General features: G+C 69.2%; 26 protein-coding genes. 17 read left to right on the top strand and 9 right to left on the bottom strand.

Annotated features, from left to right (window positions below):
- Window positions 1-39 precede the first annotated feature (39 nt).
- The 3 genes from BN2660_RS06115 (at window position 40) to BN2660_RS06105 (ending at window position 2,751) form a co-directional block, all read left to right on the top strand.
- Window positions 40-1,290: an MFS transporter gene (locus BN2660_RS06115; protein ID WP_091228571.1), complete on the top strand. Its 1,251-nt coding sequence runs from the start codon at window positions 40-42 to the stop codon at window positions 1,288-1,290.
- A gap of 31 nt (window positions 1,291-1,321) precedes the next feature.
- The gene (gene nucS, locus BN2660_RS06110; protein WP_091228568.1) at window positions 1,322-2,017 is read left to right on the top strand and encodes an endonuclease NucS; all 696 of its coding nucleotides are present in this window, start codon (window positions 1,322-1,324) and stop codon (window positions 2,015-2,017) included.
- Window positions 2,018-2,085: 68 nt separating this feature from the next.
- On the top strand, window positions 2,086-2,751 hold the full coding sequence (locus BN2660_RS06105; RefSeq protein ID WP_091228565.1) for an HAD hydrolase-like protein: 666 nt from the start codon (window positions 2,086-2,088) through the stop codon (window positions 2,749-2,751).
- An 811-nt stretch (window positions 2,752-3,562) separates the two neighbouring features.
- Here the strand turns inward: BN2660_RS06105 and BN2660_RS06100 are convergent.
- Complete coding sequence (locus BN2660_RS06100) at window positions 3,563-3,769, bottom strand: cold-shock protein (protein WP_017203899.1); 207 nt, start codon at window positions 3,767-3,769, stop codon at window positions 3,563-3,565.
- A 587-nt stretch (window positions 3,770-4,356) separates the two neighbouring features.
- On the opposite strand from BN2660_RS06100, the gene BN2660_RS06095 reads away from it, so the two are divergent.
- Window positions 4,357-5,154, top strand: a complete 798-nt coding sequence (locus BN2660_RS06095; RefSeq protein ID WP_255305062.1) for a shikimate 5-dehydrogenase — start codon at window positions 4,357-4,359, stop codon at window positions 5,152-5,154.
- Here the strand turns inward: BN2660_RS06095 and BN2660_RS06090 are convergent.
- The gene (locus BN2660_RS06090; RefSeq protein ID WP_091228560.1) at window positions 5,138-6,331 is read right to left on the bottom strand and encodes an MFS transporter; all 1,194 of its coding nucleotides are present in this window, start codon (window positions 6,329-6,331) and stop codon (window positions 5,138-5,140) included. The two genes, BN2660_RS06095 and BN2660_RS06090, sit on opposite strands and share 17 nt — an antisense overlap.
- A 112-nt stretch (window positions 6,332-6,443) precedes the next feature.
- Between BN2660_RS06090 and BN2660_RS06085 the strand changes: the two genes are divergently transcribed.
- Complete coding sequence (locus BN2660_RS06085; protein ID WP_091228558.1) at window positions 6,444-6,893, top strand: MarR family winged helix-turn-helix transcriptional regulator; 450 nt, start codon at window positions 6,444-6,446, stop codon at window positions 6,891-6,893.
- A 3-nt stretch (window positions 6,894-6,896) separates the two neighbouring features.
- On the opposite strand, the gene BN2660_RS06080 is transcribed toward BN2660_RS06085, so the two are convergent.
- From BN2660_RS06080 to BN2660_RS06060, 5 genes are read right to left on the bottom strand one after another with little or no spacing between them, the layout of a single operon-like run.
- Window positions 6,897-7,757: a phytanoyl-CoA dioxygenase family protein gene (locus BN2660_RS06080; RefSeq protein WP_091228554.1), complete on the bottom strand. Its 861-nt coding sequence runs from the start codon at window positions 7,755-7,757 to the stop codon at window positions 6,897-6,899.
- A gap of 28 nt (window positions 7,758-7,785) precedes the next feature.
- Window positions 7,786-8,781 (bottom strand): glycoside hydrolase family 43 protein, encoded by a 996-nt coding sequence (locus BN2660_RS06075; protein WP_091228549.1) that lies wholly within the window; start codon window positions 8,779-8,781, stop codon window positions 7,786-7,788.
- A complete protein-coding gene (locus tag BN2660_RS06070; RefSeq protein ID WP_091228545.1) occupies window positions 8,778-9,647 on the bottom strand; it encodes a carbohydrate ABC transporter permease in 870 nt (289 codons plus the stop codon). Before BN2660_RS06070 ends, BN2660_RS06075 begins: the two co-directional genes overlap by 4 nt.
- Window positions 9,644-10,618: a carbohydrate ABC transporter permease gene (locus tag BN2660_RS06065; RefSeq protein WP_091228540.1), complete on the bottom strand. Its 975-nt coding sequence runs from the start codon at window positions 10,616-10,618 to the stop codon at window positions 9,644-9,646. Before BN2660_RS06065 ends, BN2660_RS06070 begins: the two co-directional genes overlap by 4 nt.
- Window positions 10,611-11,921, bottom strand: a complete 1,311-nt coding sequence (locus BN2660_RS06060) for an ABC transporter substrate-binding protein (RefSeq protein WP_091228537.1) — start codon at window positions 11,919-11,921, stop codon at window positions 10,611-10,613. Before BN2660_RS06060 ends, BN2660_RS06065 begins: the two co-directional genes overlap by 8 nt.
- Window positions 11,922-12,062: 141 nt before the next feature.
- Between BN2660_RS06060 and BN2660_RS06055 the strand changes: the two genes are divergently transcribed.
- Genes BN2660_RS06055 through BN2660_RS06035 form a run of 5 tightly spaced genes read left to right on the top strand, consistent with a single transcriptional unit; the run spans window position 12,063 to window position 17,040 of the window.
- Window positions 12,063-13,094, top strand: a complete 1,032-nt coding sequence (locus BN2660_RS06055) for a LacI family DNA-binding transcriptional regulator (RefSeq protein WP_091228533.1) — start codon at window positions 12,063-12,065, stop codon at window positions 13,092-13,094.
- A gap of 11 nt (window positions 13,095-13,105) precedes the next feature.
- On the top strand, window positions 13,106-14,962 hold the full coding sequence (locus BN2660_RS06050) for a glycoside hydrolase family 2 protein (RefSeq protein WP_255305052.1): 1,857 nt from the start codon (window positions 13,106-13,108) through the stop codon (window positions 14,960-14,962).
- Entirely contained in the window at window positions 14,953-15,921 is a 969-nt protein-coding gene (locus BN2660_RS06045; protein WP_091228529.1) for a glycoside hydrolase family 43 protein, read from the top strand. The genes BN2660_RS06050 and BN2660_RS06045 overlap by 10 nt, the downstream gene beginning before the upstream one ends.
- Window positions 15,922-15,962: 41 nt before the next feature.
- A complete protein-coding gene (locus tag BN2660_RS06040; protein WP_091228526.1) occupies window positions 15,963-16,658 on the top strand; it encodes an aspartate/glutamate racemase family protein in 696 nt (231 codons plus the stop codon).
- 37 nt (window positions 16,659-16,695) lie between these two features.
- Entirely contained in the window at window positions 16,696-17,040 is a 345-nt protein-coding gene (locus tag BN2660_RS06035; protein ID WP_091228522.1) for a DUF4440 domain-containing protein, read from the top strand.
- Between the two features lie 129 nt (window positions 17,041-17,169).
- Here BN2660_RS06035 and BN2660_RS06030 read toward each other — a convergent pair whose 3' ends face one another.
- Window positions 17,170-18,132, bottom strand: a complete 963-nt coding sequence (locus BN2660_RS06030) for a LacI family DNA-binding transcriptional regulator (protein WP_091228904.1) — start codon at window positions 18,130-18,132, stop codon at window positions 17,170-17,172.
- A 150-nt stretch (window positions 18,133-18,282) separates the two neighbouring features.
- On the opposite strand from BN2660_RS06030, the gene BN2660_RS06025 reads away from it, so the two are divergent.
- The 7 genes from BN2660_RS06025 to BN2660_RS05995 all read left to right on the top strand — a co-directional run bounded on the left by BN2660_RS06025 (window position 18,283) and on the right by BN2660_RS05995 (window position 26,095).
- Complete coding sequence (locus BN2660_RS06025) at window positions 18,283-19,794, top strand: mannitol dehydrogenase family protein (protein ID WP_091228519.1); 1,512 nt, start codon at window positions 18,283-18,285, stop codon at window positions 19,792-19,794.
- Entirely contained in the window at window positions 19,791-20,795 is a 1,005-nt protein-coding gene (locus BN2660_RS06020; protein WP_091228515.1) for a zinc-binding dehydrogenase, read from the top strand. Before BN2660_RS06025 ends, BN2660_RS06020 begins: the two co-directional genes overlap by 4 nt.
- A gap of 57 nt (window positions 20,796-20,852) precedes the next feature.
- Window positions 20,853-22,244 carry an MFS transporter gene (locus tag BN2660_RS06015; RefSeq protein WP_091228512.1) on the top strand — a complete coding sequence of 464 codons (1,392 nt, stop codon included), beginning with the start codon at window positions 20,853-20,855 and terminating at the stop codon, window positions 22,242-22,244.
- A 100-nt stretch (window positions 22,245-22,344) separates the two neighbouring features.
- Window positions 22,345-23,571 carry a D-mannonate dehydratase ManD gene (gene manD, locus BN2660_RS06010; protein ID WP_091228509.1) on the top strand — a complete coding sequence of 409 codons (1,227 nt, stop codon included), beginning with the start codon at window positions 22,345-22,347 and terminating at the stop codon, window positions 23,569-23,571.
- Window positions 23,561-24,214 (top strand): bifunctional 4-hydroxy-2-oxoglutarate aldolase/2-dehydro-3-deoxy-phosphogluconate aldolase, encoded by a 654-nt coding sequence (locus BN2660_RS06005; protein ID WP_091228506.1) that lies wholly within the window; start codon window positions 23,561-23,563, stop codon window positions 24,212-24,214. The genes manD and BN2660_RS06005 overlap by 11 nt, the downstream gene beginning before the upstream one ends.
- A complete protein-coding gene (locus BN2660_RS06000; RefSeq protein WP_091228503.1) occupies window positions 24,211-25,164 on the top strand; it encodes a sugar kinase in 954 nt (317 codons plus the stop codon). Before BN2660_RS06005 ends, BN2660_RS06000 begins: the two co-directional genes overlap by 4 nt.
- A 169-nt stretch (window positions 25,165-25,333) precedes the next feature.
- Window positions 25,334-26,095, top strand: a complete 762-nt coding sequence (locus BN2660_RS05995) for a Pr6Pr family membrane protein (RefSeq protein WP_091228499.1) — start codon at window positions 25,334-25,336, stop codon at window positions 26,093-26,095.
- Here the strand turns inward: BN2660_RS05995 and arr are convergent.
- Window positions 26,088-26,498, bottom strand: a complete 411-nt coding sequence (gene arr, locus BN2660_RS05990; RefSeq protein WP_091228901.1) for an NAD(+)--rifampin ADP-ribosyltransferase — start codon at window positions 26,496-26,498, stop codon at window positions 26,088-26,090. The genes BN2660_RS05995 and arr overlap by 8 nt on opposite strands.
- Window positions 26,499-26,514 lie beyond the last annotated feature (16 nt).

Below are 26,514 nucleotides of genomic sequence, written 5' to 3'. Positions count from 1 at the left end.
CGTTCCCGAGGATCGAATCGATTCGATATGCTGTGCCTCATGGACACCGCCCTCACTCGCTCCCAGTACGTGCGCTGGCGCACCGCGATCTTCGCGATCTTCCTCGCCAGCGGCCTGTCGATCGCGACCTGGGCATCGCGCGTCCCGTCCATCAAGGTCGCCCTCGAGGTCGACAAGGCGCAGATCGGCATGCTTCTTCTCGGAGGCGGCATCGCGTCGATCATCGGCATCTCGTCGAGCCCGGCGATCATGGCCCGCACCGGTGCGCGACTGGGCATGATGATCTCGATCTTCACGTTCGCGACCGGTGTCGCTCTCATCGGCATCGGCGCCAACGTCCTCGGCTCCTACGCCGTCGTCCTCATCGGACTCGTGCTGTTCGGCCTCGGCAACGGCTGCGTCGACGTGATGATGAACGTCGAGGCGACAGCGATCGAGCAGCAGTCGGGCAAGACGATCCTCCCCCTCTTCCATGCCTTCTTCAGCTTCGGCACCGTCATCGGGGCCGCGCTGGGAGCCCTCGCCGCCCAGCTGCGGATCGACGTGTTCACCCACACGCTCGTGATCGCCATCGCGATCGCCGCGATCGGCGTCGTCAGCATCGCCAACGTGCCCCGGCGCGATGAGGCGCTCGACCCCGAGTCCGCCAAGGGCGAGAAGGTGCACTGGCGCGAGCGGATGCATGTGGCCCTCGCCGCCTGGCGCGAACCGCGCACCTATGCCATCGGCGTGGTGATGCTCGGCATGTCGTTCGCCGAGGGCGGCGCCAACGACTGGCTGGCTCTGGGGGTCGCCGAGGACCACGGCGGCGGTTCCGCTCTCGGAGCCGCGGCGCTCGCGACGTTCTCGGTCGCGATGACCGCCGTGCGCATCTTCGGCGGGCCCCTGGTCGACCGGTTCGGACGCGTCCTCGTGCTCCGGGTGCTCGCCGTGGCGGCGGCCTCCGGCATCCTGCTGTTCATCCTCGCGCCGAGCCTGCCGCTCGTGTTCGTGGGCGCTGCGCTGTGGGGCGTCGGCGCCTCGCTGGGCTTCCCGCTGGGCATGTCCGCGGCGGCCGACGATCCTGCGAAGGCAGCCGCCCGCGTCAGCGCGGCCGCCACGATCGGCTACATCTCGTTCCTCGGCGGTCCGCCGGTCCTCGGGTTCATCAGCGAGCACATCGGACTCCTGAACACGCTGTACATCCTCGTGGCGCTGGTCGTGATGTCGGGGCTGTTCTCCGGTGCGGCCCGACCGCTGCGCGCAGACGAGATGTCGTCGCGACCCGTGGCCCCGACGACGGCACGCTAGGTCAGGTCGCTCGACGAAGTAGGCTCGACGGGTGCGTCTCGTCATCGCCCGCTGCTCCGTGGACTACACCGGACGGCTCAATGCCCACCTTCCCCTCGCCACGCGTCTGCTCGTGCACAAGGGGGACGGAAGTCTGCTCGTGCACTCGGACGGCGGCAGCTACAAGCCGCTGAACTGGATGAGTCCTCCCTGCTCGCTCTCCCCCGAGGAGCCGGGCGAGGAGGAGGCGATCGCCGGAGTCGTCGAGGTCTGGCGCGTCACGCACAAGAAGACCGGCGACGCGCTGCGCGTGCAGATCTACGAGATCCTCCACGACTCGAACCACGACCTCGGCGTCGATCCGGGTCTGCAGAAGGACGGCGTCGAGGCCGACCTGCAGCGTCTGCTCGCCGAGCAGGTGGATCTCATCTCCGACGGCGCGACCCTCGTGCGCCGTGAGTACCCCACGGCCATCGGTCCGGTCGACCTCCTCGTGCGGGATGCCGACGGCGTGGCCATCGCGGTGGAGGTCAAGCGCCGCGGCGACATCGACGGCGTCGAGCAGCTCACCCGCTACCTCGAGCTGCTCGGCCGCGACCCGCACCTCTCTCCGGTGCAGGGCGTCTTCGCCGCTCAGGAGATCAAGCCGCAGGCGCGTGTGCTCGCCGAGGATCGCGGCATCCGCTGCCTCGTGCTCGACTACGACGACATGAAGGGCATCGAGTCCGGCATCCCCCGACTCTTCTGAGCCTCTCGTCGGTGCACGTCCTCCCACCGTTTTCCGGGCACGCTCCCCGTGCCCATAGGGTGAAGGACATGGCTGATTCCCCATACTCCTGCGTGCTCTGGGACGTCGACGGCACCATCGTCGACGCCTCGGTCGGCATCCTCCGCCGGCTCAACGTCGCGCTCACCCACTTCGGGCACCCGGCCCCGACGCGCGAGGAGCTGGTGCACTGGATCGGTCCGCCCATGTTCCAGTCGTTCCAGTCGCAGGCGGGGATGACCCCCGAACAGGCGACCGAGGCCGTCGCCTTCTACCGCACGCTCGGCAAGGCCGACGGCTACACCACCGATGTCGCGACCTACCCGGGGATTCCCGAGCTCATCAGGGACCTGCACGACGGCGGCGTGCCTCAGGCGACGGCGAGCTCGAAGCCGGAGATCCAGGTCGACGCCATCGTCGACCACTTCGGTCTGCGCCCGTACTTCCTCACGACCGTCGGAGCGACTCCCGACGAGGCGACGCTCGCCTCGAAGACGGACATCGTGGCCGAGGCGCTGCGACGGCTGGCCGAGCACGGGGTGGATGTCTCGCGACCGGTGCTCATCGGCGATCGGCATCACGACGTCGCCGGGGGCAACGCGAACGGCGTCCCCGTGATCTTCGTCGGGTGGGGCTTCAGCAACCCTGACGAAGGCGACGAGGCCGCCTTCCGTGCGGCATCCGTCGACGAGCTTCGGGACCTGCTGCTCGACTGAGCCTCGGGCCGCCTCCGGCGCGCCGCTCCGGCGTGCCCCCCCTGCCCGCGACCCCTGCCCCTGCCCCGCGCCCTGCGTGCCCGCCTGCCCCGCGTCGGGCGGATATCTACGTCTGGGGCGGAGTTCCCGGCCCAGAGCATCCGCCCCACAGGGAGTTCTCCGCCCAACGAGGTCCGCCATGCCGGAGCGCAGACACGTGTGTCCTCCGGGTGCGTGACCGGAGCCCCGCACGCGTCGGGCGGAGAACCACGCGTCGGGCGGAGTCCCTGGCCAAGAGCATCCGCCCCACAGGGAGTTCTCCGCCGCACGAGGTGCGCAATGCCGGGGCGCAGACACGTGCGTCATCAGGATGCGTCGCTGAGCCCCCGCGCGTCGGGCGGAGAATCACGCGTGGGGCGGAGTTCCCGGCCGAGGGTATCCGCCCCACAGGGAGTTCTCCGCCACACGGGGTGCGTCGCTCGGCACAACAGGGTGCGTCACTCGGCACAGCAGGGTGCGTCACCCGGCGGCACGAGTCACGGGCCCGCCCCCAGGCGCATCACCCAAGCCTGAGGACGGATGCATCGCCCCGGCGCCCCCACAGGTGCGTCATCAGGATGCGTGACGGGAGCCCCCGCGTCGGGCGGAGAACCACGCATTGGGCGGAGTTCCTGGCCCAGGGCCTCCGCCCCACAGGGAGTTCTCCGCCCCACAGGGTGCGTCGCCTCGAGCGCTGCCGCGAGAAAGACAGCCCCGCAAAGCACAGAACTCCCTGCCGGAGGGCCGCACATGGTGCAGACCCCCGGTCAGGGAGTTCCGAGTTCGTCCTGCCTCAGACCGGACGGATGTTCTCGGCCTGCAGGCCCTTGGGGCCCTGCGCGACGTCGAACTCGACCCGCTGGTTCTCTTCGAGAGAGCGGTAGCCGGATGACTGGATGGCGGAGTAGTGCGCGAAGACGTCAGCGCCGCCGTCGTCGGGGGAGATGAAGCCGAAGCCCTTCTCCGAGTTGAACCACTTGACCGTGCCCTGGGTGCTCATGTACTGCCTGTTCTGCTGAGAAAGAAGCCGACGCAGGTAGCACCGACGAGACCCACGCTAGTGGAGCACGCGCAGAGCGGAAGTCCTGATTTCAGCCCGTAACCCAAATGTTGCATGAGGGGTCATCTCGTGTCACATGGCGCCGGCGACGAGCATTCGCAGAGGCCCCGAAAAATGGTGTGGCCCTCACCGCGGGGGGAGCGATGAGGGCCGAAGACGACCGGAGGGTGCGTCAGATACCAGCGTAACCCCTCGCTCGACCTCCTGTCCCCCATTTGGGGGACAAAGTCCGAAAAAAGTTGAGAAACCCCGCGATAGCGGCCCCCTCGAGCGGCCCAGTGGGGACTGAGCGACTCGAGGGGGCCCAATCGCATGCACGGATCGCCGTGCCTCTGGGGAAGGCAGCCCGTCGTCTGGGGTGGACGGAGGCGATCAATCCCCTGTGCATGCCCCTACACCCTAAGTGAGGCGCTCCCCGTGCGCCACAGGGGGTTGACGAGAGGTCGCGATCGCGAGAAGCTTCCGCCCGCATCGGCACCGCATCTGCGCGCGAGTAGCCTGAGACGGTGACCATGCTGAACAAGGACATGACGCTGTGCATCTCGCTCTCGGCGAGACCGAGCAACAACGGCACGCGCTTCCACAACTTCCTCTACGAGTCGCTGGGGCTGAACTGGATCTACAAGGCCTTCGCGCCGACGGATCTGGGTCAGGCGATCGCCGGCGTGCGCGGACTCGGCATCCGCGGATGCGCGATCTCGATGCCCTATAAGGAGGACGTGATCGCGCTCGTCGATCACATGGACCCCTCGGCCACGGCCATCGACTCCGTCAACACGATCGTGAACGACGACGGGGTGCTCACGGCGTACAACACCGACTACAGCGCGATCGCCCAGCTCATCGAGCGCAACGGACTCGACGCGACGTCATCGGTGCTGCTGCGCGGCTCGGGCGGCATGGCGAAGGCGACGGCGGCGGCTTTCCGCGATGCGGGCTTCACCCGCGTCACGATCGCCGCACGCAACGAGGAGCGCGGACGCGCCCTGGCAGATCTCTACGACTTCGCCTGGATCGCGGATGCCGAGGACGCGACCGCCGACATCATCGTGAACATCACGCCGATCGGCATGGCGGGCGGCGCAGAGGAGCACACGTCGTCGTTCTCGGACGAGCAGATCGCCGCCGCCTCGGTCGTGTTCGACGTCGTCGCGCTGCCCGCCGAGACGCCGCTCATCGCCGCCGGACGCGCAGCCGGCAAGACGGTGATCACGGGCGCCGAGGTGGCCACGCTGCAGGCGCTCGAGCAGTTCGTGCTCTACACCGGCATCCGCCCGTCCGACGAGCAGGTCGCGGCCGCCGAGGAGTTCATGCGCGCGCAGTGACGGTCTGCAGGGTCCCCGTGACCACCGTCGCGGGCCGCCGCGCGAGGACCGCCGCGACCACCATGACGACGAGGGCGGATGCCGTGATCGCGGCGCCGATCCAGATGGGCGAGGTGTATCCGAGTCCTGCGGCGATCCCCAGGCCCCCAGCCCACGCGCCGAGGGCGTTGCCGACGTTGAACGCGCCGATGTTCGCGCCGGAGGCGAGGGTCGGCGCTCCGCCGGCGTACTGCATGACGCGGCTCTGAAGCCCTGGCACGGTGCCGAACCCGAACGCCCCCATGAGCACGAGGATCGCGATGGTCGCCGGCTGCGACCCCGCGAAGAAGCCGAAGAGGACGAGCACGACCACCAGCGCCGCGATGAACGCCAGAAGCGTGCGGTCGATCGAGTGGTCTGCCAGGCGTCCGCCGATCCAGTTGCCCGCCACGAGACCGACGCCGAAGAGCACGAGGAGCCACGGTACGGTGGTGTCGGCGAAGCCGGTGACTCCGGTGAGCGTGTAGGCGATGTAGGTGAACGCTCCGAACATGCCGCCGAACGCGAGGGCGGTCACCACCAGCGAGAGCCACACCTGGCCCGAGCGGAACGCCCGGAGCTCGCTGCGGATGCTCACCTGCGCGCCGGTCGTCTTCGGAGCGGTGACGAGAACCGCGATGCCGGCGAACGCGATCACGCCGATGGCCGAGATCACCCAGAACGTCGACCGCCAGCCGAACTGCTGACCGAGGAACGTGCCGAACGGAACGCCGAACACGTTGGCGGCGGTGAGCCCGGTGAACATGATCGCGATCGCACGGCCCTTCTTCTCGGGTGCGACGAGATCGGCCGCGACGACGGATCCGATGCCGAAGAACGCGCCGTGGCAGAGCGCCGCGATGATGCGGCCGATCATGGCGACCGAGTAGTCGGGGGCCAGAGCCGTGAGCGCGTTGCCCGCGACGAACAGCACGACGAGACCCAGCAGCACGGGTTTGCGCGGCAGTCGCGTGGTCGCGGCGGTCAGACCGAGCGCGCCGACGACCACGCTCAGGGCGTAGCCCGAGATGAGCCACCCTGCCGTGGCCTCGGTGACCCCGAAGTCCGCGGCGACCTCGGGCAGGAGTCCCATGATCACGAACTCGGTGAGTCCGATCCCGAAGGCGCCGATGGCGAGTGCGATGAGTCCGAGTGGCATGGGTGTGCTCCGAGGTGCTCTGGTAAGATAGTTGCAGACGCGGGATATTGCGTCAGGAGGGATAATCATTGCACACGCAAGTATCCCGCGCAAACAACTACTTGGAGGTCCCATGGGCATCTCGGACGACGCCGTCGAGATCCGCGCGCGTGGCTGGCGCACACTGGCCGCTCTCCACGGCATCATCGAGGCCGAGCTCGAGCGCGCCCTCGGCGCCTCCGTCGGCCTTTCCGTCGTCGAGTACACCGTGCTCGACGCCCTCAGCCGGCAGGACGGCTGGCACATGCGGATGCAGCAGCTCGCCAGGGCGACGGCGCTGAGCCCGAGTGCGACGACCCGGCTGGTGACCCGCCTCGAAGACCGGGGGCTGCTCACCCGCATCCTGTGCGCCGACGACCGCCGCGGCATCTACACCGAGCTCACGGCCGCGGGGCGGGAGCTGTTCGAGCGCGCGCATCCGATCCACGACGAGACCCTCGAGCGCACCCTCGGCGATGCCGTCGAGCAGCCGGAGCTCGCACCCGTCGTGCACGCCCTGCAGGGCGCGACGGTCAGCGCCTGACGATCAGGCGTCGCCCATCATCAGGCCCTCGATGGAGTGTCGCTGGGTGATCGGCGTGAGCTCCTCGACGATCGGGCAGGCGAGATGCCGCTGCACACGCGGGGGAAGCGACTCGTAGAACCCTCGAGTCACCGCCATGTCGTGGTGCTCGGCGTTGCCTGCTCCCGGCGCGTCGACGCCGAGGACGAGAACGGGTCGCGCCTTCGACGACGTGTTCGCCGTACCGCGATGGATCGTGAGGGCCGAGCGCACCGAGACATCGCCGCGCTGCGGGTACTTCCGCACCGCGAGGCCCTCGAAGCGCGGGTACAGCGCCGCCACCGGGAACATCCCGTGCTCGAAGTCGACGGGGAGGTCCCACTGCGTGGTCGGCGCGATCTCGAAGGGGCCCATGTCCTCTTCGGTGTCGACCGCGGTCACGTTGAACGCCAGCGAGGTCAACCTGCCCTCCTCGGCGGTCTCCGTCGGCATGGGGAAGTCCCGATGCCAGGGCTGATCCTTCGCGCCGGCGTTGGGCACGTCGAACCCGAGCTCCACGATCTCGTAGTCGGGCCCGAGGACCGCGGTGCAGACCTCACGCACCCACGGGTGGTCCACGAGGTCCAGCCATCCGCGCATCTGCTCGGGATGGATCTCGACGTAGTGCCGGTTCGTCCCTCGGCCCACCGCGCCGCCGGGCCGCCCGAGCGCCTCTGCGTACGCGACCTCGATGTCCTCCCGGAGCCGGTCGGCCCACTCGCTGCTGAACAGTCCGCGTCGGGCATCGACCCCCGCGTCGTACAGCGCGGCGACGGTCGACGCCGTGTCCGGGTCGAGCGTCGTCACGTCGGGGGTGTGCGCAACAGCCTGCGTGCGATCGTCCATGAAAGGCATCCTTCGGTGTCAGTCGGTGTCAGTCGGTGGTGGGGAGTCGGACGGACGGTGTGCCGCCGTCCCACTCCAACGGGAGGGCGGCGAGCCCGCGGTAGATGAAGAGGTCGTCCCAGCCGTGGAAGACGAGCATGTCGCCGTCGGGCGTGGAGACGACGTCCTGACCCCCCGGCCCGAGGTAGCGGTCGTCGGTGGAGGAGGTCGAGAGGATCGGATCCGGCTCCTTCTCGAACGGTCCGAGCAGCGACGAGGCCGTCGCCACCCCGACCGCGTAGTCCTCCGAGCCGTAGTCGTTCGCCGAGTAGAGCAGCGCGTAGGTGCCGTCGCGCTCGACCAGCACGGGAGCCTCCACCAGGTGGCCCTCCCAGTCCTCGGTCTGCATGACCAGTCGGCTCGACGGCCCCGTCAGCTGTGTGCCGTCCGCCGAGACCGGCGCGATCTGGATCCAGGTGTCGAGCTCGCAGCAGTTGCCGTCGTTCTTCCACACGAGGAACCGCGACCCGTCGTCCTCGACGAAGGCGGCGGGATCGATCGCCCCGCCCTCGTCGAGCGGACACACCATCGGCTGCTCGCCGACGGCGACGTACGGACCCGTCACCGACGCGGAGGTGGCGGCCCCGATGCACTGCCTCCCGGAGGCGGCATGCTCCGCGGAGAAGTACATCACGAAGGTCCCGTCTGCTCGCGCCGAGACGTCCGGCGCCCAGGTGCGCCCCGCATTCGCCCAGGCGGGGAGCACGGGCAGCGCGTCGTCGGTCGACACGTCCCAGGAGGACAGGTCCGTCGACGTGGCGAACTGCACGTTCGCCCCCTGGTTCTCGGTGGCGAAGGCGACGTATCCCCCGTCGGCTGCGACCACGTCGGGATCGGCGAAGTCCTGATCGATGAGGAACGGGGCACGCTCGACCACGGGTTCGGGTTCGAGTTCGGCCTCGGCGGAGCATCCGAGAAGACCGGCCGCCGCGAGCGCGAGGAGGCCGGCGACGGCGACGCCGCGCCTCGCGACGGCATCCGTCATCCCTTGACCGCCGATCCCGCCACGGATTCGACGATCTGCCGCTGCGCGATGGCGAAGAGGATCAGGACGGGGACCGACGCGATCACCGCACCCGCCATGACGATCGCGAAGTGGGTCGAGTACGCACCCTGAAGTTGGCTGAGGCCGGGCTGCAGCGTGAGGTTCTCGGGGCTCAGCAGCACGTACACCGGCCAGAGGAAGTCGTTCCAGTTGCCGAGGAACGACAGCACGGCGAGCGTCGCCAGGGCGGGTCGCGCGAGCGGGAGGACGACCTGCAGGAAGATGCGGATGTCGCCGGCTCCGTCGATCCGCGCGGCCTCCTCGATCTCGGGCGGCAGGCCGACGAAGAACTGCCTGAGGAAGAAGATCCCGAAGGCCCCGGCGGCGCCGGGCACGGTGATGGCCCAGATCGTGTCGAGCCACCCGAGATTCTGGACGATCAGATAGTTCGGGATGAGAAACACGACCGGGGGGACGAGGAGCGTCGCGATGATCACGCCGAAGACGATCTTCTTTCCCGCGAACTCGAGTCGTGCCAGCGCGTAGGCACCCATGGATGCAGTGACGAGGATCAGCACGGTCTGCAGCGTCGCCGCGGCGAAGCTGTTCCACACCCAGAGGAAGATCGGCTGCTCACCCGAGCCGAGCAGGCTCTGGTAGGCCTCGATCGAGAACGGATCGGGCAGCGAGAAGGGCGACCTGATCGCATCCGCATCGGTCTTGAACGAGGTGATCAGCATCCAGACGAGCGGGAGGACGATCACCAGGGCGAGGGCGATGAGGATGGCGTAGAGAGCGGCCCTCCCCCACAGGCGGCGGGCGGACGGTCGACGGACGGCGGGTCTCTGGACGGATGCTGTGGTCATGACGCCTTCTCGACTCGTTCGCGCTGCAGCCGGAAGTTGATGACGCTGACGATCGCGAGCGCGAGGAACAGGATGTAGCTCATCGCCGCGGCCGGCGCCATGTTGTTCTGCGACAGGCCCTGATCGGCGATGTACATGATGACGGTCTTCGTCTCGGTGCCCGGCCCTCCCTTGGTGAGGAGGTACGACTGACCGAACATGTTCGCCGACGCGAGGATCGTGGTGGTGGTGATGAACGTCATGACCGGCCGCAGTCCGGGGAGCGTGACGCTGGAGAACTTCCTCATCGTGCCGGCGCCGTCGAGCGAGGCCGCTTCGTACAGGTCGCCGTTGATGCCCTTGAGGCCGGCGAGGAAGATGATCGTGTTGAGGCCCATGGTCCACCAGACGGTGACTCCGACGATGGAGACCCACACCCAGGGGACGTCGACGGTCCAGGGGATGTCGCCCGGGAGCCCGATGAGGCCGAGCAGGTGGTTCAGGATGCCGGACTGCGTGTCGAAGATGTATCCCCAGATCACGCCGATGACGGCGACGCCCAGCACGTAGGGGGCGAAGAAGATCGTGCGGAAGGTGGTCGCCGCGCGGATGCGCTGGTTCAAGAGGATCGCGACCAGCAGCGGGATGACGACGAGGAACGGGACGCTGATCACGATGAAGAGCCCGGTGACGCTCATCGACTTCCAGAAGTCGCTGGAGAGCACGTTGCCCGGGGTGAACAGGTCGATGTAGTTCTGGAAGCCCACGAACTCCTGGACGTCGCGGAACGGACTCCAGTTGGTCAGGCTCATCCAGATGCCGAAGATGCCGGGACCGGCGACGAACGTGAGGAAGAGCACGAGGAACGGCGCGAGGAACAGATAGGCCGTCAGAGTGCTCCGACGCGACGACGGAGAACCCGTCGAGGTGCGAGGGCGTCGCCCCCCAGCGCTGCTGCGCGGGGGGGCGACGAGCGTGGCGGTGTCAGTCACCGTACTTCGCCCGGTTCTGCTCGAGGATCTGGTCGGCCTTCGCCGCCGCGTCGTCGAGCGCGGTCTTCGGGTCCTTCTTGCCGGTGAGGGCCTCGTTCAGCGCGAGCGTGATCTGCGCGTTGGCCTCCGTGATGCCGGGGGAGACCGTCTCGTAGTGCGCGTACTCCAGCTGCTCCATGAACGGAGCGAGGTTCGGGTAGGTCGACAGGAGCTCCGGGTCCTCGCGGACGGAGTTCGCCGCGGGGAGCTCGCCCGTCTCGGCCCAGCCGAGCGAGTTGTCGTTCATCCACTTGACGAAGACCGCCGCTGCAGCCGTCTCGTCGGGGTCCTGGCCCTTGTTCGACGGGAACACCCAGTGCGTGGAACTCGACCACACGGCCTTCTCCTCGCCGATCTGCGGCACGACCGCCGCGGTCCAGTCGAGGTCGTCGAAGGCGGTGTTGGTGGTCTGCCACACGCCGTTCCAGTTGAAGGCGGTCTCTCCGGCGATCAGCGCCTTGATGTTGCCGTCCTGGGCGACGTTCGCGGGGCTGTAGCCCTTCTCGACCATGTCGGTCATCCAGGTCAGCGCCTTCACGCCCGCCTCGTCGTTGAACGTCGCCTCCGTGACGTCCTCGTTGTACAGGTCGCCGCCGAACTGCCAGATCAGGCTCTGGAACTCGAAGGTGCCGGTGAAGACGTAGCCGTCGACCCACTCGCCGGCGACGCCGACGCCCTTGAGCGCCTCGAGGGCCGCGAGGTACGACGCCTCGTCGGTCGGGATCTCGGTGATGCCCGCCTTCGCGAGCACCGACTTGTTGGCGTACAGGCCGAGGGGCGTGACGCTCCACGGCACGGCGTACTGGGTGTCGTCGTAGTTGCCCTTGTCGAACACGCTCTGCGGGAAGTCGTCGGCCGCGTAGCCGAGCCCGTCGACGATGCCCCCGGCGTCGAGCAGCAGATTCTGCGCCGCATAGGTCGCCAGGTCGTCTCCGTGGAGGACGGCGACGTCCGGCCCCTTGCCCGCCTTGATGGCGAGCGGCATCTTCGCGATGATGTCGGCCCACTCCTGCGGCACGGCCTTGACGGTGATGTTGTCGTGCTCGGCGTTGAACTCCTCGATGAGCTCGGGCACGATCTTCGGGGCCGCTCCCCCTGTCCAGCCATGCCAGAAGGTGATCTCGACGTCGGGACCGGTGTACTCCCCGTCGCCCGAGACGGCACCGCCGCCATTGCCGCCGGATGCCGCGCATCCGGACGCTGTGATGCCGATGGCGAGTGCGAGTGCTGCACCTGTCGCCCGGCGAGCCCACGGCTTGTTCATGTGATTGCTCTCCTTTGAGTGCCTCCGGTGATCCGGAGCGGGAAGACCGGGTATCCCAGTCGTGTTCGAAATTTACAGCGCTGGAATTTTGTTGTCAAGGTATATTCATCCGTGACGTGATCGTGACCGGTTGGAGACCACATGGGTGTGCGCTTGCAGGATGTCGCGGAGCTCGCCGGGGTCTCGATGAAGACCGTGTCGAACGTCGTGCGGGGCTATGAGCACGTCAGCGTGTCGACCCGCGACCGGGTGCAGCGGGCCATCGACGAGCTGGGCTACCGGCCGAACCTCATGGGCAGACGACTCGCGACCGGGCGAACGGGCCTGCTGGCACTCGCGTTCGCCAACGTGGCGCTGCCGTACTTCGCCGAGCTCTCGCGAGCGGTGTCGGCGGCTGCGGGCAAGGCCGGCTACCGCGTGCTGCTGGAGGAGACCGACGGCACCCTCGAGGGCGAGCGGGCGGTTCTGGCGGGCTCCGAATCCGGCATGGTCGACGGGATGCTGTTCCAGCCGTCGGCGATGTCGTCGGCAGAGATCTCACGCCACCGGAGCGAGCTCCCGATCGTGATCCTCGGTGAGGGAGCGGCGCCTCTGCCCGTGGATCGCGTGATGATCGACAACTTCGAGGCCGCCAGGGCCGCCACCACGCACCTGGTGGCGCTCGGGCGGCGCCGGATCGGGTTCGCCGGCCACGAGCCGCAGGAGCTGTCGTCGACGTCGATGCAGCGCATCGCGGGATACCAGCAGGCGCTGGAGGATGCGGGTCTTCGGCCCGACCCCGGACTGCTGTTCGCCAGCCGGGAGATCTCCCCCTCGGGCGCCGTGGACGGCATCGGGCGGGCGCTGGATGCGGGAGCGGACATCGACGGCCTGGTCTGCCGTGACGACCTCGCCGCCATCGGCGCGCTGCGCGCGCTCCAGGAGCGCGGGCGCCACGTGCCCGAGGACGTCGCCGTCACCGGCTGGGACAACATCGAGCTCAGCCGGGTGACGTATCCCAGCCTCACCACGATCGCCCCCGATCTCGAGGGACTGGCCCGGCGGGCGGTCGAGATGCTCGCCGAGCGCATCGAGGGATTCGCGGGGGTCGGCCGCCACGAACTGGTGGACCACCGGCTCGAGGTCCGCGAGAGCGCGCCCGCCGCGCCGATCCCCGGTAGTTTACAGCGCTGAACAATTCATGCATGCTTGACCGCATGCTGAGTAATGATCCATCGGTCCCTCCCGTCGCGAGCCAGGGCGATGGCACCCACCCGCGTCCGCAGCTGGTCCGCGGAGACTGGAGCGATCTGAGCGGTCGATGGGGGTTCGCGTTCGATGACGACGATCGCGGCCTCCGCGAGCGGTGGTTCGACGACCCGTCGTTCGAGTCCTCGATCGTCGTGCCCTTCCCTCCCGAGTCGCCGGCCTCCGAGGTGGCCGACCCCCGGCCCCATGACATCCTCTGGTACCACCGGGCTCTCACCCGCGACCACCTCTCCGCCGCGGGTCACCGCGACGGGCGTCGGCTCATGCTGCGCTTCGGCGCCGTCGACTATCGCGCCGACGTGTGGGTCGACGGACAGCGGGTCGGATCGCACGAAGGCGGGCACACGCCGTTCTCGGTGGACATCACGGATGCGCTGCGCAACGCCGACGGCGGCGACATCATCGTTCGCGCCGAGGATCGCGCCACCGACGTCGCGCAGCCCCGCGGCAAGCAGGACTGGCGAGACGACCCGCACGCCATCTGGTACCACCGCACGAGCGGGATCTGGCAGCCGGTCTGGCTCGAGTCCGTGCCCGCAGGCCCGGCGATCGACTGGATCCACTGGCGCACCGACCTCACCTCCGCACGAGTGCACGCCCGCGTCGGTCTGGCCTCACCGCCCACCGACGACGGCGCCGTCGAGATCGAGCTCCGCCACGGCGACACGCTGCTCGCGCGCACCTCCACCCTCGTCCACGAGGGCGAGGCGGAGGTCGAGGTCGACATCCCTCTTCCCGCTCAGATGAACGGCCAGGCGTACGAGGAGCTGCTGTGGTCGCCCGAGAATCCGCGACTCGTCGACGCGACGGTGCGGATCTCTCAGGCCGACGTTCCCGTCGATGCGGTCTCGTCCTACCTCGGGCTCCGATCCGCAGCCGTGGACCGCCGCCTCTTCCACCTCAACGACCGACCGCGCTTCGTGCGCTCCGTGCTCAGCCAGGGGTACTGGCCCGAGACGCACATCGCCGCCCCCTCGGCTGACGCCCTGCGCGAGGAGGTCGAGCTCATCAAGGAGCTCGGGTTCACCGCGGCGAGGGTGCACCAGAAGTTCGAGGACCCGCGGTTCCTGTTCTGGGCCGACCGCCTGGGGCTCATGGTGTGGGCCGAGGCACCCGCCCCGTTCGCCTTCACGTCGACGGCCGTCGAGCGCACCGTGCGCGAGTGGCTCGAGATCGTGCACCGCGACTTCTCGCATCCGTCGATCGTCACGTGGGTGCCGCTCAACGAGAGCTGGGGCGTGCAGCACATCGCCCGCGACAGCCGGATGCTGCACCATGCCCTCGCGCTGGTGCACCTCACGAAGGCGCTCGACTCCACGCGGCCCGTCGTCTCCAACGACGGATGGGAGCAGGCCGACACCGACATCGTGGCGATCCACGACTACGAGGGCGACGGCGACGTGATGCGCGCCCGATACGCCGACCGCGCCGCCGTCGACGAGATGATCGCCGGCATCGGACCGGCAGGGCGACGGCTCGTGCTCAGCGGGGACGTCAGCGACCGGCCCGTGATGCTCACCGAGTTCGGGGGGATCTCGTTCGACGTCCATCACACCGAGAACGCCTGGGGCTACACGAGTGCCGGCTCGTCGGAGGACTTCGGGCAGCGCCTGGGCTCACTGATGACGGCGGTGCACGCGAGTCCTGTGCTGGCCGGGTTCTGCTACACCCAGCTGACCGACACCCTGCAGGAGACGAACGGTCTCGTGGGAGCCGATCGGGTGCCCAAGCTCCCGGTCGAGGAGCTGCGCCGGATCATGGTCGGACCCGGAGGGGTCAGGCCATGGGAGTGACCGCCGCCGAGGAGGACGCCTCCTCGCTCGCTCGGCCCGTGCACGACGGATACTTCGCCGATCCGTTCGTGCTGCGCCTTGCGGGCGGCGGCTACGCGGCGTACGGCACCAACCCCGAGAGCACGTCGGCGGAGGCCGCGTTCGAGGTCCTGCTCTCCGACGATCTCGCGACCTGGCGGAGCGCGGGTCTCGCGCTGAGGCGGATGGCGCCCGAGACGGGCGACGAGTACTGGGCTCCGGAGGTGTGCGTCCGCGACGGGGCGTGGTGGATGTACTACTCGGTCGGGCACGGCATCCGCGGCCATCACCTGCGGGTGGCTCGCGCCGAGCATCCGACGGGCCCGTTCGTCGACCTCGGCGTGAATCTCACACCCGACGAGTCGTTCGCGATCGACCCGCATCCGTTCCAGGACGACGACGGCCAGTGGTACCTCTACTTCGCGCGCGACGTGCTCGACGCGGAGCGTGCCGGTACGCACCTCGCGGTGGCGTGCCTGCCCGAACCCGCTCGGCTCGAGGGGTCGCGGTCGGTGCTGGAGCCGTACGCGGACTGGCAGATCTACGAGCGCGACCGCCCGATGTACGGCGGGATCCACGACTGGCACACCCTGGAGGGCCCGTCGGTCGTGCGGCGTCACGACAGGTACTGGATGACGTTCTCGGGCGGGGCGTGGACCGGCCCGGGCTACGCGGTGTCATGGGCCTCGTCCCCGACACCGCTCGGTCCCTGGACGCCTGCCCCGGCATCCGCCCCGGCGCTGCTGGAATCGGGCCCCTCGTTGATGGGGCCCGGCCACAACTCGCTCGTCGTGGGACCGGACGGGCGGGATCGCATCGCCTTCCATGCGTGGAACGCCGATCTGACCGCCCGGCAGATGCACATCGCCGTGATCGACTTCACGCCGGAAGAACCTGCTGTCGAACTTGCTCTCGAGGAGACCGCCCGGCCGATACCCTAGGTGTCGCTCGGCAGATCGAGCAGGATTCGGGAGACCAGATCGTGAAGACCATCGGCGTGCTCGGCGGCATGAGCTGGGAATCGTCTCTCGAGTGGTATCGCCTCGCGAACGAGCGGGTGCGCGACCTGCTCGGCGGTCACCACTCGGCGAAGATCGTCCTCGACTCGGTCGACTTCGCCGAGATCGAAGCCATGCAGGCGCAGGGCGACTGGGATGCCGCGGGGCAGCTTCTGGCTGACCGCGCTCGGGCGCTCGAGAGCGCCGGCGCCGAGCTGCTCGTCCTGTGCACGAACACGATGCACCTCGTCGCCGAGCAGATCCAGGATGCCGTCGGCATCCCGTTCCTGCACATCGCCGACGTCGCGGCCTCGGCCGTGACCTCCGCCGGACTGACCACCGTGGGCCTGCTCGGCACGGCATTCACGATGGAGCAGCCGTTCTACGCCGAGCGCCTCGCCGCGTACGGCATCCGCACCCTGGTCCCGGATGCCGACGATCGACAGGCCGTGCACTCGGTGATCTACAACGAGCTCGTGCACGGGGTGATCCGCGAGCAGTCCCGACAGCGCCTGGCCGAGGTCATCGAGCGCCTGATCGCTCAGGGCGCGGAAGGCATCATCCTCGGCTGCACCGAGATCGAGCTGCTCGTGTCCGCGGCCGACTCGGCGGTTCCGGTCTTCCCGACGACCGCACTGCACGTCGAGGCTGCCGTGACCCTGGCAGTCGCGGAGGACTGAGGTCCCGGCGACGGGGATGCGGGCGTAGGCTCGCGCCATGAGCACCGCCGCCGCTGTCGTGCAGGACTTCATGAAGGCGTTCCGCGAGCAGGATCGGCCGGCCGCTGAGCGCCTCATGGCGGGCGACTTCGACTTCACCAGCCCGCAGGACGACCATCTCGACCGGGATGCCTGGCTGCGGATCTGCTTCCCGACCGCGGACCACTTCGACGCCCCGGCGACCACGCTGCAGCTCATCGAGGTCGATGGCCTCGTGATCCATCGGTACGAGTACGTCGTCGACGGCATCCGGTTCCGCAACGTCGAGGCGCTCGAGGTCAGGGGCGGCCAGGTGCACGCCGTCGAGGTCTACTTCGGCGGCGCGGTCGACCGCCGCTCCTGACCTCGAGTGGCGGCGTGACCTGGCGTGCCTGCGCACAATTCAGCACAGATCGTCGGTAGGGCCCCGCATCGGGCCGGAATCCGCCTCGACCGAGCATTCATGATGACTTATGCACGCCGCGCCGACCGGTCAGGCCAGCGGAGCCGCCGTCGAGGCGCGCACGATCAGCTGGGAGCTGAGCGGGGCCGCGGTGTCGATCGCGGTGCCCATGATCGCCTGCAGCAGCAGATCCACGGCGAGCGCTCCGCTGCGGGCGATGGGCATGCGCACAGTCGTGAGACCGGGAGTCACGGCCGAGGCGAGGTCGATGTCGTCGATCCCGACGATGCTGATGTCCGCGGGGCAGCGCTTGCCGAGCTCCAGCAGCCCCGATTCGAGGCCCAGAGCGACGAGGTCGTTGTAGGCGACGACGGCCGTCGCGCCGCTGGCCGCCGCAGGGGCTGCGGCAGCCCGCCCACCCTGGATCGAGGCCGCCTGGTGGCTGAGCGCGGTCAGACGGATGCCGTGGCGCTCGCAGGCGCGGGAGATCGTGTCGGCGCGGCGGACGTCCGCCCAGGATCCGCGCGGACCCGCCGCGTAGGCGATGTGCGTGTGCCCCAGAGCGGCGAGGTGCTCGATCGCCTGGGCGGGGCCGTGCTCGGCGTCCATGAGCACGCACGGCGCCCCGTCGATCTGACGGTTCACGACGACGTAGGGCGTCTCTCCGACGAGGTCGATTACCTCGGCGTCGGGCAGTCGGGGCGAGCAGAGCAGCATCCCGTCGAGCTTGCGCGCCTGCTCGATCTGCTCCCGCTCGCGACGGAGGTCTTCATCGGCGTCGAAGAGCACGATGCGGTGCCGACCGTGCCACGCCTGCCCCTGGATCGCCTTGAGGAGCGTGGCGTAGACGGGGTTCGAGACGTCGGGGACGATCACGCCGAACGTCCGGGTCGCGGTGGCCGACTGGGGGGTGGCGTACCCCAGTTCGCTCGCCGCCTCGAGGACGCGACCGAGCGTGGCGGGTGCGAGCCGATCGGGCTCGCCGAAGGCGCGGGATGCGGTGGCGATGGACACGCCGGCGTGCCGCGCCACATCGGTCAGCGTCGCTGCCACATCCACCTCCCGGGTTCGAGGCAATCCTACGGTCCGGACAGGCGATGCAAAACGTCTTGACAAGTTTGTACAACTGATACACACTGTTTACATGACGATCATCGCCGATCACCGTGAAGAGTGCGCCGGCCAGAGCGAAGGAGCCACCGCGTGAGCAACGACACACCGGTCCTCGGCCGCACCACCCCGGCCGCCGTCACCCCGCTGGTCTCGCCGTCCGGCGCCGGCATCCTGCATCTCGGCCTCGGCAGCTTCCACCGCGCGCACCAGGCGGTCTACACCGCCGCAGCCATCCAGGCCTCCGGCGGGGACTGGGGCATCGTCGGCGTCGCCTCTCGGTCGCGCTCGATCGTCGACGCCATGCACGCACAGGAGTTCCTCTACTCCGTCGCGACGATCTCGCCCGGCTCGACGTCGCTGACCATCCCCGGCGTGCACACCGACGCGTTCGTCGGCGCCGAGGAACCCGAACGCGTGGTCTCGCAGATCGCCGACTCCGGCATCCGCATCGTCACCCTCACCGTCACGGAGAACGGCTACAGCTACTCCCCCGCGACGCAGCACCTCGACCTCGACGACGCCACGCTGCGGGCCGACCTCGCCGGCGGCGCACCGCGCTCGACCATCGGACAGCTCGCCAGGGGACTCCAGGCCCGGGCAGCCGCGGGCGGGGCGCCGATCTCCATCCTCAGCTGCGACAACCTCTCGTCCAACGGCACGCACACCGAGAAGCTCGTGCGCGAGTTCCTCTCCGAGCTTCCCGGATCGGAGGGTGCCGATGCTCTCGCCTTCCTCGATCGAGCCGTCACCTTCCCGTCCAGCATGGTCGACCGCATCGTCCCCGCCACGACCGCCGAGTTCCGCGCCCGCATCGGCGGTCTGCTCGGCGCTGCCGACGACATCCCCGTGCCCGCCGAGCCGTTCACGATGTGGGCCGTCGAGGATCGCTTCGCAGGCGGTCGCCCCACGTGGGAGGCCGGCGGTGCGGTGTTCACCGACGAGGTCGGCAGGTACGAGCAGATGAAGGTGCGGCTGCTCAACGGCACGCACTCCCTCATCGCCTACCTCGGCGCGCTGACCGGTGTCGGCACCATCCCCGAGGCGATCGCGCTGGACGGCATCGAGAGCGCGGCGCGGGCCGTGATGCGCGACGAGTACGAGCCGTCGATCGAGCTGCCCTCCGGGGTCGACGTCCGCGCGTACGAGACCGAGCTCTTCGAGCGATGGGCGAACAGCGCGCTCGGCCACCGCACCAGCCAGGTCGGCACCGACGGGTCGGTCAAGCTGCGACAGCGCATCCCCGAGCCGGCGCTCCTCTCGCTGCACCGCGGAGACATGCCGCACCTGATCGCACTCACCGTCGCGGGCTACCTGTCGTGCATCGCTCCGCTGGCGGGATTCGACCCCGGCGTGCACGCCGCGGCGATGACCGACGGCGCCCGCGAGCGGCTCGCCGCCCTCGCCGCGACGGCGCGCACCGGCCACGACCTCGCCCGACGCGTGATCGCGGAACTGCACCTGTTCGGCGACGAGCTCGCGGAGCAGGATGCGTTCATCGCGCGGGTCGGCGAACTGATCGATACCATCCAGCGGCGGGGCGTCGACGCCGCGATCGCCGACGCCGTCTCGGCGTCGCGGACCACGAAGGAGATGCAGCCATGAGGTCTCTCGCCATCCACGGCAAAGAGGACATCCGCTGGGAGGACCGCGAGGTCCCGAACCCCGGCGACGGTGAGGTCCGTCTGCGCGTGAACTACGTCGGCATCTGCGGCTCCGACCTGCACTACTACTTCCACGGAGCCAACGGCGAGTACACGATCCGCGAGCCGCTGACCCCCGGTCACGAGCTCTCGGGAGTCGTCGATCTCGACCCGTCGGGGCGCCTCGCCTCGGGAACCCCCGTCACCGTCCATCCGGCGCGCTACGGGGCATCCGTACCCGGACTCGAGGACCGCCCGCACCTGCGTGCCGGCGGCGACTACCTCGGCAGCGCCGCGGCCGACCCGCACCGTCAGGGCGGAGCATCCGAGCTCCTGATCGTCGAGGACCACATGGTCCGCGTCCTCCCCGAGGGGCTGCCGCTCGAACGCGCCGCTCTCGCCGAGCCGCTCGCCGTGGCGATCCACGCCGTCGGCCTCGCCGGCGACCTCACCGGCAAGCGCGCGCTCGTGATCGGCGCGGGTCCGATCGGACTCCTCGTCGTGGCCGCCGCCGTGAACGCGGGTGCTGCCGCGGTCGGGGCGAGCGACGTCCGGGCCGAGCCGCTCGACCGCGCAGAGTCCCTCGGGGCGAGCGAGTTCGCACTCGTCGGCCGAGACGCGATCGAGGACGAGTCCTACGACGTCGTCTTCGAGTGCTCCGGCGTCGCCGTCGCGCTCACTCAGGCCGTGCGCGCCGCCCGCCGTGCCGGCACGGTCGTCCAGGTCGGGATGCTCGCCAACGCCGAGATCGGGGTCAACCTCGCCCCGATGCTGGCGAAGGAGCTCACGATCCGCGGCGCGTTCCGGTTCTCGACCGAGATCGACGACGCAGTCGCCCTGCTCGCGGCATCCGATGCCCTCGATGCCGTCATCTCCCACGTCCTCCCCGCATCCGACGCCGTGGAGGCGTTCGAGCTCGCTCGCGACTCGTCCGCCTCGGCGAAGGTCCTGCTGTCCCTCTAGCACCACCCCTCGCGCCCCCGCGCACTCCACCGTCCCTGGTCCGAAGGAGTACCTCCCATGTCAGAACAGCACACGACGGCGACCGCCGTCGATCCCACCGCGAAGAGGTCGGTCCGCGACCTCGTCCGCGCCGCCATCTCCGGGTGGCTCGGCACCGCCCTCGAGTTCATGGACTACCAGCTGTACTCGCTTGCAGCCGCGCTCGTGTTCGCCGACCTCTTCTTCTCGTCCGAGAATCCCGCGGTCGCAGTGGTCGCCGCGATGGCCACCTACGGTGTCGGATACGTCGCGCGCCCCGTCGGCGCCTTCTTCTTCGCCCGCCTCGGCGACAAGACCGGCCGCACGAAGGTCCTCTTCTACACGATCCTCCTGATGGGCCTCGCGACCACCCTGATCGGCTTCCTGCCGACCTACGACCAGGTGGGCATTCTCGCCCCGATCCTGCTCGTGCTGCTGCGCGTCGCGCAGGGCTTCGGCGCCGGTGCCGAGATCTCGGGAGCCGGTGTCATGCTCGCCGAGTACGCCCCCGCGAAGCGTCGCGGCATCATCGCCTCGCTCGTCGCCCTCGGCACCAACTGCGGCACGCTGCTCGCCTCCGGCATCTGGGCGATCCTGCTGGTCGCCTACAGCGAGGACGAGGTCATCGCCTGGGCGTGGCGCATCCCCTTCATCGCCAGCGCGATCATCATGCTCTTCGCGATCTGGGTGCGCTTCAACCTCAAGGAGACCCCGGTCTTCGAGGAGCGCGACGACGTCGTCGACGGCAAGGCGCTCTCCAAGGAGGATGCCATCCAGCTCGCGACCGAGACCGGCGACGTGCGCACGCTCGAGGCGATGCAGCGCAAGCCGTGGAAGGCGTTCTCGATCGCGCTCCTGCTGCGCTTCGGCCAGGCCGGCAACTCGGGCATGATCCAGACGTACCTGATCAGCTACATCACCGTCGTGCTGCTGCTCGACCGCTCGATCGGCGTCAACGCCGTCATCGTCTCGTCGCTCGTCGCATTCATCACCGTCCCTCTCTCGGGATGGCTCGGCGACCGGTTCGGCCGTAAGCGCATGTACATGGTCTGGTCCGTGATCGCGCTCATCGTGATCGTCCCGACCATGCTCATGATCAGCAGCAAGGACACACTGCAGGTCTTCGTCGGCTACGTCGTGCTCCACAACCTCGCCGTCATGAGCTTCGCCTCGCTCGAGAACCTCACCCTGCCCGAGCTCTTCGGATCCCGCAACCGCTACACGTTCACGGCCATGGCCCGTGAGATCGCCGCCATCGTCGCGACCGGTGCGGGCCCCGTCATCGCCGCCGCGTGGGTGTCGGCCGTCACCGGATCCTTCATCCCGATCATCATCATGCTGTTCGTCTTCACGCTGTGCGCGCTCGTGGCCTCCATCTGGATGCCCGAGGTCGCCGGTCGCGACCTGACGGACCCGCGCGACGCGATCTGACCGATCGTCACGACCAGGGGTGCGGCTGCCCGAACAGCCGCGCCCCGCACCTCTGCCGTCTCACCCGCATGCCCGCGCCTCGCACCCCCAGGAGAACGCCATGACCATCGAGCTCGTCGACGTCATCATCACCAGCCCCGGACGCAACTTCGTCACGCTCAAGATCACGACCTCCGACGGGATCGTCGGCTGGGGTGACGCGACGCTCAACGGTCGAGAGCTGGCCGTCGCCTCGTACCTCTCCGATCACGTCGCCTCGACCCTCGTCGGCCGCGACGAGGACCGCATCGAGGACACCTGGCAGTACCTCTACCGCGGGCCCTACTGGCGTCGCGGGCCCGTGACGATGGCGGCGATCGCCGCTGTCGACATGGCGCTGTGGGACATCAAGGCCAAGAAGGCCGGGATGCCGTTGTACCAGCTGCTGGGCGGCGCCAGCCGCGAGGGCGTCCGTGTCTACGCGCACGCCTCCGGCACCGACTACGAGGCGCTCAAGAACGCGATCGCCGGCTACGAGGAGCTCGGATTCACGGCCGTCCGCGTGCAGACCGGAGTCCCCGGACTCGGCCAGATCTACGGCGTCTCGGCCGCCGGCCCCGGCGTGCGGTACGACTACGAGCCCGCCAAGCGCTCGGGCGACCGCCCGGCCGAGGAGACGTGGGACACCCGCAACTACCTCACTCACATGCCCGGGATCTTCTCGCGCATCCGCGAGGACTTCGGCACCGACCTGCGCATCCTCCACGACGGACACCACCGGATGTCGCCGATCGAGGCCGCACGCTTCGCCAAGGACATCGAACCGTACGACCTGTTCTGGCTCGAGGACTGCACGCCCGGCGAGGACCAGACCGCGCTGCGGCTCGTGCGTCAGCACTCCACGACGCCCCTCGCGATCGGCGAGGTCTTCAACACGGTGTTCGACTACCAGACGCTCATCACCGAGCGCCTGATCGACTACGTCCGCTCGGCCGTCACGCACACCGGTGGCGTCACCGCCATGAAGAAGCTGCTGGACTTCGCCGCGATCTACGGAATCAAGTCCGGCATCCACGGACCGACCGACATCTCGCCGGTCGGCATGGCCGCCGCCCTGCACCTGGACCTCGCGATCCACAACTTCGGGATCCAGGAGTACATGCCGCACAACGAGCAGACGCTCGAGGTGTTCCAGACGTCGTTCACGTTCGACAAGGGATTCCTCCACCCGGGCGAGCAGCCGGGACTCGGCGTCGAGCTCGACGAGGATGCCGCGGCCGGCCACGAGTACACCAAGGCGTACCTGCCGGTGAACCGACTGCTCGACGGGACCGTCCATGACTGGTGAGGTCGCGCGTGTGGCGTTGCCCGCCCGCACCGTCGAGTCGCGCCTCATCGTCGTAGCTCGCGCTCAGCGGGCCGAGGACTACGACACCGTGCTCGACGTGCTGGTGGATGCCGGCATCCGCAGTGTCGAGGTGACCCTGACGACCCCGGGCACGTTCGAGCACCTCCCCCGCCTGCTCTCGCGCTTCGGCGACAGCGTCGACCTGGGCATCGGGACGATCACCGACCCCTCGCAGCTCGCCCGGGCGATCGAGGTCGGCGCGAGCTATCTCGTGACTCCGATCACGTCCCGTGACCTCGTGACGCAGGCGACGGATGCCGGTGTGCCGATCGTCCCCGGCGGTCTCACGCCCACGGAGCTGTTCTCGTCGTGGTCTGCCGGAGCATCCGCGGTCAAGGTCTTCCCCGCCGGACAGGTCGGGCCGTCGTACCTGAAGGATCTGCGCGGCCCGTTCCCCGACCTGGTCGCGGTGCCCTCCGGCGGCGTCGATCTGGCCGGTGCCGAGGCCTGGCTCACAGCCGGGGCCGTGGCCGTGAGCGTCGGCGGTCCGCTCCTCGGCGATGCCTTCGCCGGTGGCGACCTGGTCGCCCTGCGCGATCGCGCTGCCGCCTTCGTCGAGGTCTGCGCCCGGAGCGCCGAGTGACCGCATCCTCCGTCGTCACGCTCGGCGAGACCATGGCCCTCGTGCGCGCGGTCGAGATCGGCTCGCTGCGTCATGCCGATGCGCTGACGCTCGGGATCGGCGGCGCGGAGAGCAACGTCGCGATCGGTCTCGCACGGCTCGGCGTCGGCGTGTCATGGCTGGGCCGGGTAGGCGACGACTCCCTCGGCGAGCGCGTCGTGCGCGAGATCCGCGGAGACGGGGTCGACGTGCGAGCAGTGATCGACGCCGATGCGCCCACCGGCCTGATGGTGAAGGAGCGCCCGTCGGCCGCATCCACCGCGGTGCACTACTACCGCGCGGGGTCTGCCGGATCCCGTCTGCGCCCCACCGACCTCCCCGACGGATGGGTCGAGTCCGGCGTCCTCCTGCATCTCACCGGCATCACGCCGCTGCTCTCCGACACGGCTCACGCCGCCGTGCGCTGTGCGATCGATCGGGCACGGGATGCCGGGGCATCGGTGAGCTTCGACATCAACTACCGGTCGGCGCTCGCCCCGGCATCCGTCGCGGGCCCCGTGCTGCGCGAGATCGCCGAGCGGGCGGATGTCGTCTTCGGCGGAGTCGAGGAGTTCGCGATCCTGTATCCGGATGCGACGCCCGCCGACGCCGCTGGACGTCTGCGTGACGCCGGGTGCGCGACCGCCGTGTTCAAGCTCGGCCCCGACGGAGCATCCGTCGTCACCGCCGACTCCGTGACCGATGGCCGCGGCTTCTCCATCGACGTCGTCGACACGGTCGGCGCAGGAGACGCGTTCGTGGCAGGATTCCTCAGCGCCCTGGTCGAAGGCCTGGGGACGGACGAGATCCTGCGCCGTGCGAACGCCTGCGGGGCGATCGCCTGCCTCGTGCCCGGTGACTGGGAGGCCGCCCCCACCCGCCGGGACCTCGAGCGGTTCCTCGCGGGAGACGCCGACCCCGTCCGCCGCTGAGAACCCGCTGCCGACCTGATCTCCCGACGTCGGCGTGCATGATTCAGCACAGAACGGCTGCCGAGGGGTGATCAGGTCCGAAATCGGCCCCGTCCGGGCATCGGTGCTGAGTTGTGCACACCGACACACCTCGGCGCGGCGCCGGCTCCCGAGCGCGTAGCCTCGAAGGATGCCTGAGAACGTCGTCACCCTGACCCCGGGCTCCGCCCCCACCGACGACCGACGGCACGTCCCGCCGCTCCAGCACGCCGCGGTGAACTCGCGGCCGATCGCCCTCGCGTACCGGATCGTCGCCGCAGGGGTCATCCTCACCGGCGTCCTGCGCAATGCCGAGGTCTTCTCCGGCACCCCCGCCTGGTCGAGCCTGCTGTTCTACACGATGATCAGCGACCTCATCTGCCTCGTCTGGATGCTGCTGCTCGTCGTCCGCACGGGTCAGGACCTCCGGCGCATCGGCCGATGGGGCACCTCGACGCCGAGCGCACGATGGAGCGGGGCGGTGATGATGTCGATCACCGTGACCATGCTCATCTACCTCGTGGTCCTGGTGCCGACGCGATTCGCCGCAGGCGACAGCGACGTCTTCTCCCTCACCGACAACCTCATCCACATCGTCACGCCGACCCTGCTGATCGTCGACTGGCTCCTCTTCGTGCCGAAGGGATCGTTCCGCTGGGTCGACCCGCTGCTGTGGCCGCTCATCCCCTACGCCTACCTGCTGTGGGCGTTCGTCTACGGCGCGGGCGGCGGCGAGTTCACGCCCGGGCAGCGCTACCCGTACCCGTTCATGGACGTCGACGCGCTCGGGGTGCTCGGCGTCGCGCAGTGGGTGGTGGCTCTGACGATCGCCCTCGTCGTCGTGGGCTTCGTCTACGTCGTCATCGACCGCGCCCTGGCCTCGGCTGCGGAGCGCGCGCTGCGGGTCAGTTGATGATCTCGGCGCGGGGGTCGGAGTGCAGGGCGGCGATCTTCTCACGCCAATCGGCCAGTGCCTCCGGCGACAGGCGCGTCCAGTCGATGACCTCGCGCACGACGCGCAGCGGCTCGCTGCTCCGGTACGAACGCGTCGGATTGCCCGGGAACTTCTTGTCGGTGACGTTCGGGTCGTCCTCGAAGTCGCCGAGCGGCTCCACCTCGTAGACGCGCGGTTCTCGATCGCCGGGTGCGAGCTCGGCGGCGAGGCCGGCACCGTCCCGCAGCGCGGTGAAGTAGACGTGGTTCATCACCACCTCGGGGCGGTAGTTCGACCGGAAGCCGGCGGTCAGCAGATCGCCGGCTCCGAGGTCGGCCTTCGTGCCGTGGAAGAAGGGCCCGTCATCGCGCGCGTCAGTCACGCCGGACAGCATACGA

This window comes from Microbacterium sp. 3J1, from assembly GCF_001049495.1.
Taxonomy (GTDB): Bacteria; Actinomycetota; Actinomycetes; order Actinomycetales; family Microbacteriaceae; genus Microbacterium.
The sequence above is the reverse complement of the archived record's forward strand: the minus strand, read 5'-3'. Positions and strand labels throughout refer to the sequence as shown.

What these genes read in the sequence shown, in the direction of transcription:
- BN2660_RS06075 (WP_091228549.1), bottom strand. Translation starts at nt 8,781, where the DNA reads ATGACGGATGCCGTCGCGAGGCGCGGCGTCGCCGTCGCCGGCCTCCTC.
- BN2660_RS06005 (WP_091228506.1), top strand. Translation starts at nt 23,561, where the DNA reads ATGACTGGTGAGGTCGCGCGTGTGGCGTTGCCCGCCCGCACCGTCGAG.
- BN2660_RS06055 (WP_091228533.1), top strand. Translation starts at nt 12,063, where the DNA reads ATGGGTGTGCGCTTGCAGGATGTCGCGGAGCTCGCCGGGGTCTCGATG.
- BN2660_RS06050 (WP_255305052.1), top strand. Translation starts at nt 13,106, where the DNA reads ATGCTTGACCGCATGCTGAGTAATGATCCATCGGTCCCTCCCGTCGCG.
- BN2660_RS06085 (WP_091228558.1), top strand. Translation starts at nt 6,444, where the DNA reads ATGGGCATCTCGGACGACGCCGTCGAGATCCGCGCGCGTGGCTGGCGC.
- BN2660_RS06080 (WP_091228554.1), bottom strand. Translation starts at nt 7,757, where the DNA reads ATGGACGATCGCACGCAGGCTGTTGCGCACACCCCCGACGTGACGACG.
- BN2660_RS06060 (WP_091228537.1), bottom strand. Translation starts at nt 11,921, where the DNA reads ATGAACAAGCCGTGGGCTCGCCGGGCGACAGGTGCAGCACTCGCACTC.
- BN2660_RS06020 (WP_091228515.1), top strand. Translation starts at nt 19,791, where the DNA reads ATGAGGTCTCTCGCCATCCACGGCAAAGAGGACATCCGCTGGGAGGAC.
- BN2660_RS06015 (WP_091228512.1), top strand. Translation starts at nt 20,853, where the DNA reads ATGTCAGAACAGCACACGACGGCGACCGCCGTCGATCCCACCGCGAAG.
- manD (WP_091228509.1), top strand. Translation starts at nt 22,345, where the DNA reads ATGACCATCGAGCTCGTCGACGTCATCATCACCAGCCCCGGACGCAAC.
- BN2660_RS06090 (WP_091228560.1), bottom strand. Translation starts at nt 6,331, where the DNA reads ATGCCACTCGGACTCATCGCACTCGCCATCGGCGCCTTCGGGATCGGA.
- BN2660_RS06095 (WP_255305062.1), top strand. Translation starts at nt 4,357, where the DNA reads ATGACGCTGTGCATCTCGCTCTCGGCGAGACCGAGCAACAACGGCACG.
- BN2660_RS06115 (WP_091228571.1), top strand. Translation starts at nt 40, where the DNA reads ATGGACACCGCCCTCACTCGCTCCCAGTACGTGCGCTGGCGCACCGCG.
- BN2660_RS06100 (WP_017203899.1), bottom strand. Translation starts at nt 3,769, where the DNA reads ATGAGCACCCAGGGCACGGTCAAGTGGTTCAACTCGGAGAAGGGCTTC.
- BN2660_RS06070 (WP_091228545.1), bottom strand. Translation starts at nt 9,647, where the DNA reads ATGACCACAGCATCCGTCCAGAGACCCGCCGTCCGTCGACCGTCCGCC.
- BN2660_RS05995 (WP_091228499.1), top strand. Translation starts at nt 25,334, where the DNA reads ATGCCTGAGAACGTCGTCACCCTGACCCCGGGCTCCGCCCCCACCGAC.
- BN2660_RS06035 (WP_091228522.1), top strand. Translation starts at nt 16,696, where the DNA reads ATGAGCACCGCCGCCGCTGTCGTGCAGGACTTCATGAAGGCGTTCCGC.
- BN2660_RS06045 (WP_091228529.1), top strand. Translation starts at nt 14,953, where the DNA reads ATGGGAGTGACCGCCGCCGAGGAGGACGCCTCCTCGCTCGCTCGGCCC.
- BN2660_RS06105 (WP_091228565.1), top strand. Translation starts at nt 2,086, where the DNA reads ATGGCTGATTCCCCATACTCCTGCGTGCTCTGGGACGTCGACGGCACC.